This window comes from Mesorhizobium sp. LHD-90, assembly GCF_030929505.1.
Classification (GTDB): Bacteria; Pseudomonadota; Alphaproteobacteria; order Rhizobiales; family Rhizobiaceae; genus Kumtagia.
This window is the reverse complement of sequence record NZ_JAVFVV010000004.1, coordinates 370,634-382,690: the sequence shown is the minus strand read 5'-3', so window position 1 is coordinate 382,690 and position 12,057 is coordinate 370,634. Positions and strand designations below refer to the sequence as shown.

The 12,057-nt window shown below is 63.4% G+C and carries 7 protein-coding genes and 2 pseudogenes; 6 read left to right on the top strand and 3 right to left on the bottom strand.

What is annotated here, in order from left to right; genetic code table 11:
- Positions 1-556: 556 nt before the first annotated feature.
- Positions 557-1,196: pseudogene (locus tag RB623_RS07755) on the top strand (reverse transcriptase domain-containing protein); the annotation flags it as partial.
- Positions 1,197-1,363: 167 nt separating this feature from the next.
- Here the strand turns inward: RB623_RS07755 and RB623_RS07750 are convergent.
- On the bottom strand, positions 1,364-2,905 hold the full coding sequence (locus tag RB623_RS07750) for an alpha/beta fold hydrolase (RefSeq protein ID WP_308056190.1): 1,542 nt from the start codon (positions 2,903-2,905) through the stop codon (positions 1,364-1,366).
- 33 nt (positions 2,906-2,938) lie between these two features.
- On the opposite strand from RB623_RS07750, the gene RB623_RS07745 reads away from it, so the two are divergent.
- From RB623_RS07745 to RB623_RS07725, 5 genes and pseudogenes are all read left to right on the top strand, one after another.
- Positions 2,939-3,817 carry an alpha/beta hydrolase gene (locus RB623_RS07745; protein WP_308056189.1) on the top strand — a complete coding sequence of 293 codons (879 nt, stop codon included), beginning with the start codon at positions 2,939-2,941 and terminating at the stop codon, positions 3,815-3,817.
- Between the two features lie 3 nt (positions 3,818-3,820).
- Entirely contained in the window at positions 3,821-3,997 is a 177-nt protein-coding gene (locus tag RB623_RS07740) for a hypothetical protein (RefSeq protein ID WP_308056188.1), read from the top strand.
- Positions 3,998-4,123: 126 nt separating this feature from the next.
- Complete coding sequence (locus RB623_RS07735; protein ID WP_308056187.1) at positions 4,124-6,274, top strand: calcium-binding protein; 2,151 nt, start codon at positions 4,124-4,126, stop codon at positions 6,272-6,274.
- 125 nt (positions 6,275-6,399) lie between these two features.
- The gene (locus RB623_RS07730) at positions 6,400-8,502 is read left to right on the top strand and encodes a calcium-binding protein (protein WP_308056186.1); all 2,103 of its coding nucleotides are present in this window, start codon (positions 6,400-6,402) and stop codon (positions 8,500-8,502) included.
- A 373-nt stretch (positions 8,503-8,875) separates the two neighbouring features.
- Positions 8,876-9,697 (top strand): annotated as a pseudogene (locus RB623_RS07725) (IS3 family transposase); the annotation flags it as partial.
- Positions 9,698-9,790: 93 nt separating this feature from the next.
- Here the strand turns inward: RB623_RS07725 and RB623_RS30360 are convergent.
- The gene (locus RB623_RS30360) at positions 9,791-11,449 is read right to left on the bottom strand and encodes a zinc-binding dehydrogenase (protein ID WP_374121649.1); all 1,659 of its coding nucleotides are present in this window, start codon (positions 11,447-11,449) and stop codon (positions 9,791-9,793) included.
- A gap of 9 nt (positions 11,450-11,458) precedes the next feature.
- On the bottom strand, positions 11,459-11,896 hold the full coding sequence (locus RB623_RS07710) for an SRPBCC family protein (RefSeq protein ID WP_308056185.1): 438 nt from the start codon (positions 11,894-11,896) through the stop codon (positions 11,459-11,461).
- Between the last annotated feature and the right edge of the window lie 161 nt (positions 11,897-12,057).

Sequence of the window (12,057 nt, the reverse complement as noted above, 5' to 3'; positions counted from 1 at the left end):
CGAGGGGCTATTGGGTCACCACGAGTGGCAACGTAACGGACGAGATGTGGATGGAATATATCAAGAACCAGACGCCACCCGAGCCCGATGACGACTTCAACGTGACGTGAGTGAATGCCACGTCCGCCGCCGGCGGACCGATCCGGCTTTAAGCCGTAACCCGAAGCCACCGCCTTTTTGGCGGTGGAGCATTCACAGAGACGAGCGCAAGCGAACCGCTGATGAAGTGTCGAAAAGTACAAGATGATGTCGAAACCAGGGGGAATTCGTTAACCTGGGACGAGTCTGGGGGGTGGCCTGATTGCTGCCCAGGCGGCATCCGGCATGAAGGCGGCGTGACTCTTTATCGGGCTTCTTTGTGGAACGCGGGAACCTGTCGCCTCGATGTTAAGAGAGAAGCCCAAATAGGCGGTCCCTATGAGGGTGAGAATACCAATGCGGGGCACAGGGGCGGAGCAACCCGTAGTAGTGTTGAAGGTCCTGTAATGGGGCTGGAGCGAAGGGGTTGCGTTGTTCAGTTCTGGAGCGAGGACAACCAGCGGACGGGAGGATCCTCGTGGATAGAGCAAAGCCGTATACAATTCCGAAAAGGGAGGTATGGGAAGCTTACAAGAGGGTCAGAGCCAACCAGGGGGCGGCTGGCGTAGACGGTCAGACGATTGCGGACTTCGAGGCTGATCATCCGAACAGCCTCTACAAGCTCTGGAATCGACTGACGTCGGGCAGCTACTTTCCTCCGCCGGTGCGGCGGGTCGAAATACCGAAGAGCGACGGCAAGACACGACCGCTGGGAACCCCCACGGTGGCGGATCGCATCGCGCAGATGGTGGTCAAACACCATCTGGAACCGATGGTGGAGCCCAAACTCCATCCGGATCCCTATGGATACCGGCCCGGTAAATCGACGCTCGATGCGATCGGCGTGGCGCGGCAGCGATGCTGGCTTTACGACTGGTAAGCATCGAACCGGAACTGCTGATGCGGGCGGTGCGCAAGCACACGGATTGCCCGTGGGTGCTTTTATACATCGACAGATGGCTAAAAGCGCCGGTGCAGATGCCGGACGGAAGTCTCGTCGGGCGAGAACGAGGCACGCCGCAGGGCGGGTGATTAGCCCCCTCTTGGCAAATCTCTTTCTCTATGCGTTCGACATGTGGATGCGATGGAACTTCCCGGACATTCCGTTCGAACGCTATCCGTGCATTACCCCAAGGTTTCTTCCACTCCCTCAGAGCGATGGTGATGCCGTCGCCCAATGCTTCACCGAGAACGCCTTTCCAACGGTGCGGGGTAGCGTCATCACCCGCTCGATTCTGACTGACTACGACGAGGCCCACGCTGTCCACAACGCCAAGCTGAGCAATCAGCGATATTGTCTTGCAAACTCGCTGATGCCGCGCAGCAGCGGGTCCTGGTCACCGACCCAGAACCAGTGGTCGTCGCCGGCGACCTCCACGAACCGCGCTCCGGATATCTTCGCAGCAAGGAAACGACCCGCCTCCGAGCGGACCGCGCGGTCGCCCGAGCGATGCAGCACCAGCGTTGGGACCGAGACACTTGCAAGCAGATGGCGGACGTCGGTGTCGCGCAGCGCTTCGAGCACGCCCGTCACAGCGCCTGGGCTGGAGGCCGCCCTCAGCAACCCGGCCCACCAGGCTTCCGCCTGGCGGTCTCCGACGAGGCTCGAGGCAAAGGTCTCGATCTCGGCCGGTCCACCCCAGTTGGCGATCAGGCGTCGCTTCCAGAGTTCGTATTGCTCGGCGGTCAAGGCGAAGGGGTAGTCGGGCGCACGGCTGCCTTTGGCCAGGGAGCCCCAGAGAACGAGTCCGGCCAGGCGATCGGGATGGTCGACCGCAAAGCGGATGCAGCCGGGTCCGCCCTCTGAATACCCGACGAGCAGAGCGCGGCGGCTCCCGGCCGCGTCCATCACCGCCAATATGTCCTTTGCGGTCGCGTCGACGGTTGGACGCGCTCCGACGCGGTCGGAAAGGCCGACCCCGCGCCGGTCGAACAGGATCAGGCGACCGATACGCGAAACCGCCGCGATCCACGAACGGCATCGGCTGTCTTCCCAGATCCGCTCCACATGCGAAACGAAGCCCGGAACGAGCACGATATCCGGCGGACCCTTGCCAACGGTCTGGTACGCGAGGTGGATACCTTCCACTTCGACATAGCGCGTTCGCGGCGTTTCAGTGGCCTTGCTTGGCTCTTGCAACAAGGCAACGGTAGCAGGGTCAAGGGGAACGCCAAGCTCATCTCGCAAGTGCCGGGCGCATGCTTCGAGCTGGCGCTCGGCTGCCGCCTTGTCGCCGGCCGCCAGGTTTGCGCGGATCAGATGGCGGTGTGCGCTTTCGCTTAACGGATCCAGTCCTACCAGACGCGTCGCATGCACAACCGCAGTGCGAGCCTCTCCGGCTACGATCCGAGTTTCGATCAGACGCTCCAACGCCTGTGTCAGGCGGCTACGCAAGGCCTCGCGCCTGAAGAACGCCCATTCCTCGAATTCCTGACAATCCGGTAGGGAGAAACCCGCAAGAAAATCGTTCGTGTAAGTGTTGGTCGCCGTTTCAAGAGGGCCGCGGTCGCAGGCGTACTCGAAAGCCTTGGAGTCAATCTCGACGGAAAGCGCCGGGTGCAGGCTGAGGGAGGTTCCGCTCGCGGCGACGACCTCGCTGCGAAACGCGACTCGGATCTTGTAAAGGGTACGCCTGAGACGCGCCCGAGCAGTCTCTTCGTCGGCTTCGGGCCATAGCAGCGTGGCCGCAGTCGCGCGCGCGACCGGTCCACCGGCCTCGGCAAGAAAGATGAGGAGCGCGGCTGCCGTGCGCAGGGCAAGCTCCACCCGCCGCCCGTTCATGCGGAACTCCGGAAAGCCCAAAAGCCGAAACGTCAATCGCTCCATCGATCCGCACACGACAAATGCAGGCAGGGGACGTTGAGGGGACGCCGGCCGCCTATTGGTTCAACTCCGGGCCGATCACGCCTGCAGAGTTCTCTGGAGCGAGAAATGTCACTGGTCAATACTTCCACCTCTCACTGCCTTTCCGAGGCAGTTGCCGAGGACGGCGTCTCGATAGCCTATGAAGACCTCGGCTACGGCGAGCCGCTTGTGCTGCTACATGGCCTAACCGAAAGCCATGAGTCCTGGCATGAGGCCGGTTATGTCGAGCAATTACTGCAGCGCGAACGGCGGCTGATCCTCGTCGATTGCCGCGGCCATGGCCGGAGCGGGAAGCCGCACGATCCGGCCGCCTATTCGGGCCGCAGGCGGGCGGCGGATATCGTTGCCGTCCTCGACCATGCCGGCATTCGCCGCGCCGCGCTCGTGGGACATTCGATGGGCGGCGTCATCGCGCTGGCCACCGCCTCGTACCACCCGGACCGCGTCACTGCACTGATCGTCAACGGCGCGCATCCCTTCGCGGAAGACCTGACCCCCTTGCGAGCCACACTCGAGGATAACTTCGAGGCGTGGCTCGCTTTCCTGAAGCAATTGGCCCCTGACCTTTCGCCGGACAACTGCCGACGCATCCGCGGTAACGATCTCGCCGCCGTTCAGGCAAGCCTTGCCAGGGATAGACCTGATTTCTCGGCAGCCTTTGCGGGACTTGGCATACCAGTGCTGGCGATCAGCGGCACGCTCGATCCCCGATGCGATGCCGCCCGAAAGTTCGCAGAACTGGCCGGAGGCGAATTCCTGCCGCTTGTGGGCAAGAACCATGTGACGGCTTTTCTCGATGTCGAGACGATCGGGCCGGTTGTCGACGCATTCCTCGGCTGTGTCAGCACCGGCAATACAGGGCGAGGAGGCTGAGCCGTGGCAGAAGCGTCATCGCAGTTTTTTACGGCGTCGCCGCATACCTTCCAGCCGATGATGCAAGCATGGACGTCGCCGGGCTCGGCGCTCGTGCTGAACATCGCCCCGGACCGGTCGTCGGCTCTCGCCGAAATGCAGCGGGTCAATCTTCCCGAGGGCCATCAAGGCGCATCGTGACGCCGACGGGTGAGGCCAGAGGCAGTTCGCGGCGGAGACGTGGGCCGCCTCGGCGAACGGCGGAAAAGACAGGCAATCGAGCGGCGATGCGGCCGCGCGAACGGTTGAAACAAAAGGAGAAATCCAATGGCGGAAATTACCGGCACCAATGGCGACGACGTCCTGAACGGCACCGGTGACCCCGAAGTGATCTGTGGCTTGGCCGGAAACGACAGGCTGTTCGGTAGAGGTGGCAGCGATTTTCTCGACGGTGGCCCGGGCGCGGACCTGCTTGACGGCGGTGACACCGGCCCCCACGGCAACATCGCTATATATCGTTCCGCCAGAACCGGCGTCCACGCCACCCTTCGCAATCCGTCGGAGAACACCGGCGACGCCGCCGGTGACACATACATAAATATTCAAGGCCTGGAGGGTTCCGACTTCGCCGACATCTTGCATGGCAATTCGCATGATAACGACCTTTTCGGCGGCGGCGGAGGCGACGACATCCTTGACGGTGGCGGCGGCGGCGACAGGCTCTTTGGCGGAACCAGGTTCGACAGCGCCAGCTATAAGTTTGCGCTCACGGGCATCGTTGCCAGTCTTGCCGACCCGTCGCACAACACCGGCGAGGCCGACGGCGACGCATATTTCAGCATCGAGGCCCTGCTCGGCTCCAACTTCAACGACAGGCTGACAGGCGATGACGATGAGAACTTTCTTGCCGGCAATGGCGGCGACGACCAGTTGCGCGGCGGCGCCGGCAACGACAGGCTCGACGGCGGCGTCGGCAGCAACTTGCTCGAAGGCGGCATCGGCGTGGACACCGTTGATTATTCCACCGCGTCGTCGGCCATCTTTGTCTTGCTGGAGCAAGCCTTCGGCGGCGGCGGCGGTCGCTCGGACGTCTATACCGGCATCGAAAACATCATCGGCTCCGCCTTCGACGATGAGCTGCTGGGCGACAGCTTTGACAACGACATCCGCGGCGGTCTTGGCAATGACAGGCTGGAGGGCGGCTTTGGCGCGGACCTGCTCGATGGCGGCTCTGGTGCGGACGACCTCGACGGCGGCGATGGCAGCGATCAGATCGACGGCGACTCCGGCGTCGACCACCTCGACGGCGGCGACGGCAGCGATCAGATGGACGGCGGTGATGGCGCTGACACAATGATTGGCGGCACAGGAGACGACTTTTACCGCGTTGACGATATCCATGATCGCATTTTTGAGGTCGCTGGCGAAGGCACCGACACCGTCGCCAGCAGCGTCACCTATGTGCTCACCGCCGGCGCCGCGGTTGAGATGCTGCGCACCACCCTCCCCGGCCGCACGGGTTTTATCAATCTCACCGGCAACGCCTTCGACCAGACCATCGTCGGCAACTTCGGGATCAATGTCCTGAGGGGCGGCGGCGGCAAGGATACGCTGCATGGTCTGGGCGGCGACGACACCTATTTCGTGGACAGCGCCGATGATGTGGTCGTCGAGGTCGCCCTCGAAGGCGAGGCCGACCTCGTGGCGACCAGCGCCGACTACGTTCTGGGCGCCGGGGTAGATGTCGAGATACTGAGAACGACGGCGAACGGCGGCACGTCGGCGATCGACCTTACCGGCAATGCGCTGCAACAGACCATCATCGGCAATGCCGGCGCCAACATTCTGCATGACGGCGGCGTCGGGGCAGCCGATACGATGACGGGTCTTGACGGCAACGACACCTACCGCGTGTTCAATTCGGAGGATGTCATCGTCGAGGTTGCCGGCGCGGCGGCGGGGTCGGCCGACAGAGTCGTGGCCGCGGTCGACTACAGGCTCGGCGCCGGCGTCCATGTCGAGATCATGACCACCAATGGCTCGGCCGGTACCTCGGCAATCGACCTCACCGGCAACGAGTTCGGCCAGCGGATCATCGGCAATTCCGGCGACAACCGGCTGGAGGGCAGGGGCGGGCTCGACGTGCTGAGCGGATTGGGCGGCAAGGACACCTTTGTCTTCGCCACGGCTCTCGGTGCCGGCAACATCGACATCGTCACCGACTTCAACGTCGCAGACGACCGCTTCCTCTTGTCGGACGCGGTCTTCACCGAACTGGCCACCGGCACCCTCTCGGCCGCCGCCTTCCGGGCAAACACGACGGGACTGGCCGGCGATGCCAACGACCGGATCATCTACGAGAAGGACACAGGACGCCTGTTCTACGATCCCGACGGTACGGGAGGGGCCGCTGGAATCCACTTCGCCACGATCACGGCGGGCCTTGCCCTCACCAATGCCGATTTCTCGGTGGCGTGAATTCTTGGCGCCGCAGTCTCCAGACGGAGGCTGCGCCTGCAACGTTGCCTGCTTTCCACGGGAAAAGACAGGGAATCAAGCGGCGATACGGCTGCGTGAACGGTTGAAACAAAAGGAGAAATCCAATGGCGGTTATTCAAGGCAACAATGGCGACGACGTCCTGAAGGGCACCGGTGGCGACGACTTTATCCGTGGCTTCGGCGGAAACGACAGCCTGTTCGGCGGAGATGGCGGCGACACTCTCGACGGCGGCCCTGGCGCGGACCTGCTTGACGGCGGCGGCGACGGTGGCCTCTTCAACGTCGACGACACCGCTACATATCGTTCCGCCAGAGCCGGCGTCCACGCCACCCTTCGCAATCCGTCGGAGAACACCGGCGACGCCGCCGGCGACACATATATAAATATCCAGGAGCTGGAGGGCTCCAACTTCGACGACGTCTTGCATGGCAATTCGCGAGATAACGGCCTTTTCGGCGGCAACGGCGACGACATCCTTGACGGTGGCGGTAGCGGCGACAGGCTCTTCGGCGGAACCGGCATCGACAGCGCCAGCTATATGTTTGCGCTAACGGGCATCGTTGCCAGCCTTGCCAATCCGTCGGAGAATACCGGCGAGGCCAACGACGATATATACGACAGCATCGAAAACCTGCTCGGTTCCACCTTCAACGACAGGCTGTTTGGCAATGGCGTTGACAACTTTCTTGCGGGCAATGGCGGCGACGACATCATTGACGGTGGCGCCGGCGACGACAGGCTCGACGGCGGCGACGGCAACAACATGCTCGCGGGCGGCGTCGGCCTGGACACGGTTGATTATTCCACCGCGTCGTCGGGTGTCTTTGTCTTGCTGGAGCAAGCCTTCGGCTTCGGCGGCGGTCGCTCTGACCTCTTAAGCTTCATCGAAAACATCATCGGTTCCGCCTTCGATGATGAGCTGATCGGCGACGGCTTTGACAACGACATCCGCGGAGGTCTTGGCAATGACACGCTGGGCGGCGGCTTTGGCAATGACATGCTGGAGGGCGGCGTTGACGCGGACCTGCTCGACGGTGGCGCCGGCAGCGATCAGATCGACGGCGGTGATGGCGCTGACATATTGGTTGGCGGCACAGGTGACGACTTTTACCACATCGACGATATCGGTGATCGCATTTTTGAGGTCGCTGGCGAAGGCGCCGACACCATCGCCAGCAGCGTCACCTATGTACTCACCGCCGGCGCCGCGGTCGAGATGCTGCGCACCACCCTTCCCGGCGGCGGGGGTTTTCTCAGTCTCACCGGCAACGCCTTCGACCAGACCATCGTCGGCAACTTCGGGATCAACGTCCTGAGGGGTGGTGGCGGCAAGGACACGCTGCATGGTCTGGGCGGCGACGACACCTATTTCGTGGACAGCGCCGATGATGCGGTCGTCGAAAGCAGCGGCCATGGCACGGCCGACCTCGTCGCGACCACCGTCAGCTACGTGCTAGGCGAGACGACCGAGGTCGAGACGTTGAGAACGACGGCGAATGGCGGCACGTCGGCAATCGACCTTACCGGCAATGCGCTGCGGCAGACCATTATCGGCAATGCCGGCAACAACATTCTGCATGACGGCGGCGTCGGGGCAGCCGATACGATGACGGGTCTTGACGGCAACGACACCTACCGCGTGTTCAATTCGGAGGATGTCATCGTCGAGGTTGCCGGCGCGGCGGCGGGGTCGGCCGACAGAGTCGTGGCCGCGGTCGACTACAGGCTCGGCGCCGGTGTTCATGTCGAGATCATGACCACCAACGGCTCGGCCGGTACCTCGGCAATCGACCTCACCGGCAACGAGTTCGCGCAGGAGATCACCGGCAATTCCGGCGACAACCGGCTGGAGGGCAAGGGCGGGCTCGACGTGCTGAGCGGATTGGGCGGCAAGGACACCTTTGTCTTCGCCACGGCTCTCGGTGCCGGCAACATCGACATCGTCACCGACTTCAACGTCGCAGACGACCGCTTCCTCTTGTCGGACGCGGTCTTCACCGAACTGGCCACCGGCACCCTCTCGGCCGCCGCCTTCCGGGCAAACACGACGGGACTGGCCGGCGATGCCAACGACCGGATCATCTATGAGACCGACACGGGACGCCTGTTCTATGATCCCGACGGTACGGGAGCGGCCGCCGGCATCCACTTCGCCACGATCACGGCGGGCCTGGCGCTCACCAATGCGGATTTCTCAGTGGCGTAGTAAAAAACGACAAAGCCCCGCCGGCTGGAGCCGACGGAGCGCTGTGGTCTCACGGGTCAGCTTGCGGCTTCAGGCGCCGAACCACGAGTTCCAGGAGGAGGTCGGCATCCACACGGCGAAAACGCCAATGAGGAAAGCCGAGGCGTGCGCTGGCCGGTTCTGTCGCAAAACCATTGCGGTGTAGAATGGCGTTCTCAAGTGCCCATGAATCGACATCCAAAATACCGACTTGGGACTAGCAGGCTGATGAAAAAGTCCCGAGGATACCCGTTTTGATTCGTGTTCGTGCACGGTTCGATTCTGATACGTTCCGTGAACAAAACAGTTTTTCAACAGCCTGCTAGGCGCTGTACAGACAGCGACAATGGGGGAGCCAAGAGTGGCAATCACCATCGGGATAGCCTCAGGCAAACTGGTCTCGCTCTCGCGGGCCTCGTTCTACCGCGAGCCCGCCGGTGAAACGGCCGAGAACCTCACGCTGATGCGCGTCATCGACGCGGCCTTCATGGAGATGCCGTGGTATGGCTCCGTCAGATGGCACGTCATCTGCGGCGTTAGGGCTGGTGCGTCGGCCGTAAGCGGGTGCGTCGGCTGATGCGCAAGATCGGCCTGTCGCCGATCTACCAGGCGCCAAAGACTAGCGAACCGCATCCGCAGCACCGCATCTATCCCTACCTGCTGCGGCATCTGACGATCGAGCGGCCGAACCAGGTCTGGTGTGCGGATGTGACCTACATCCCGATGGCGCGGCTTCCTTTACCTCGTCGCCATCATGGACTGGTTCAGTCGCAAGGTGCCGGCTTGGCGGCTGTCGAACACGATGGATGCCGACTTCTGCGTTGCCGCTCTCGAGGCGGCGACCGCCCGCCATTGCAGGCCCGACATCTTCAACACCGACCAAGGCTCGCAGTTCACCAGCTTCGCATTCACGACGACGCTGAAGGATGCCGGCATCCGCATCTCCATGGACGGGCGCGGCCGCTGGATGGACAACGTCTTCATCGAGCGGCTGTGGCGCAGCCTGAAATACGAGTGCGTCTTCCTCAACGCCTTCGAGACTCGCAGCGAGGCGCGCAGCGGCATCGGTTCCTGGATCGACTATTATAACCGTCGACGGCCGCACTCAACCTTCGGCGGCAGGACACCCGATGAGGTCTATGCTACGGCAGAAATTACGGAGCAACTGGCGGCGTAGAAACAACCCCGATCCACCTTAGCCAGGCCGCCAAACTGTCTCGCCAGGCGGGTCCACCTCACTACGACGAGAGCAGCAAGTTCTAGACTAAGATTAGGCAATCAGCACCAGCGAACCGGTCGTCACCCGCGCCTCGAGGTCGCGATGCGCATCGGCGGCACGCTCCAGCGGATAGCGCGCCGGCGGGGCGAGCGACACGATTCCGGCGCGCAACGCTGCGAAGAAGCGTGTCACATGTGGCGCCAACCGCTCAGGCGTGTCGGTGTAGTGCCCATAATTGGGCCGCGACACGGTGACCGATTTCGACGCGAACCGTCCGATATCCCAGTCGCCGACCGGGCCTGACGCCTGGCCGAAGCTGACCAGATGGCCGCGCACGGCGAGCGCCGCCAGCGAGCCGGCAAACGTATCCTTTCCGACCGCGTCGTACACAACATCCACGCCCCGCCCGCCGGTGATGCGCATGACCGCTTCCGAAAAATCTTCGCGCGAATAGACGATGACATGGTGCGCCCCCAGTCGCTCGGCGATCCGCGCCTTGGCGTCGCCGGAGACGGTGGCGATCACCGTCGCACCGAGGTTCCTCGCCCACTGCACCAGAAGCTGCCCGATCCCACCCGCCGCGGCATGCACGAGCACGACGTAACCCGGTCGAACCGCGAACACGTCATGGAGCAAAAAGCTGGCAGTGATGCCCTTGAGCAGGCCTGCCGCCGCAAGATCGTCGGGAACGTCGTCGGAGAGTTTTACCAGCATCTCCGCCGGCCGGTTGGTGCGTTCCGAATAGGCGCCGAGCGGCGGCCCGGCATAGACGACCCGGTCGCCGACGGCGAGGTCTTCCACACCCGGCCCCAGCGCCTCGATGACGCCTGCGGCCTCCATGCCCGGCACGCCCGGCGGCTTCAGAAGATCGAAAAAGCCGGTGCGGCAATAGACGTCGATGAAGTTGACGCCGATCGCCGCGTGGCGAACCCGCGCCTCGCCGGGTCCCGGCGGCGGGAGCGGCACCTCGCGCAACTGCAACACCTCCGGCCCGCCATGGCGTTCGACGACGATGGCGCGAGTGCGGTCGTGGGTCGCTCCTTGCGGCTTCATACCCCCACCCCTAACCCCTCCCCACAAGGGGGAGGGGGATTCGGCGACGGTAGCGCCAAAGCGAACGACGTCTCCGGTTCGAGCGATGGAAGCGCCGGACGCGTCTCCCTCCCCCTTGTGGGGAGGGGTTAGGGGTGGGGGTATGAAGGCCGGACCAGTTTCAAGACTTGGCTCTCGAACCGGGCTCCCGCCGGTATGCCCGACAGACAATGGCAAAGCAGGCCGCGCCAGTCTTCTCTTTATCGCCTCGAACCCGGCCCGATAAATTCCGTCCGTGACCAGCGCAACCAATTCGTCGCGCCGCTCCGCCGGCGGATGAAACTCCGATGTCCATTCCCAGAACGTCCGGTCCCCGTCCGTCACAGGCTTCAGCGCAATGGTTGCGACATAACCCATCAGCGGCATCGGCGCTTCCAGCAGGCAATAGGTGAGCCGCCGGTCGCGGTCCGACAGCGACAGAAGCTGCTCGCGCAACTCGCCGCCATCCTTCAGCCGGAACCGCCTTACCGCACCCACCGCGTCGACAGGCTCGCCACCCTCAATAGCGCTGGAAGCGATCGCCGGATGCCAGCGGTCATGGCCGTTGAAATCGCGCAATATGCGCCAGACGTCACCGACCGGCGCGTCGACGATGGTGCTCTGCCGGACTTTCACCATGCGCGGAGGTCAGCGTCCGAACCGCTGTTTCAGCGCGGAAAAAGCCGTCTGGAACACCCCCTGCCCGATCTGCTGGACGAGTGCCGCCTCGCGTTCCGGCGGGCAATCGAACTCCGCCTGCCACGAGGCGAAGGTGGCGTTGCCGTCGGTCACCGGGGTTAGCGCCAGCGTGGCGATATAGTCCGACACGCCCATCGGGCTTTCGAGGATCGTGTAGGTACAGGACAAATCGTAGTCCGACAGCGCCAGCAGCTTTTCGCGGATGCGCCCGCCGTCCTTCAGCGTAAAATTCCGGATGCAGCCGATCTGGTCGGCCTTGGCGCCCTGCTCGATGCGGCTTTCGGCGACGAACGGCGTCCATGACGGCAGGCCGTTGAAGTCGCGCACGATCCGCCAGACTTCTGCGGCGGGGGCGGCGATGACGGTGGAGATGTAGACTTTGGGCATCAGGGGCGCCGCCCTCCACCCTCCCCCTTGAGGGGAGGGTCGCGGAGCAATGCGCTCGGAACGAGCGCGATTGTGACGCGGGGTGGGGTCGGTGATGACATGCTCTTGCGTAAAGCAACGTTGGAGTTTGGCCACGGCGACCCCACCCAGCCGCTTCGCGG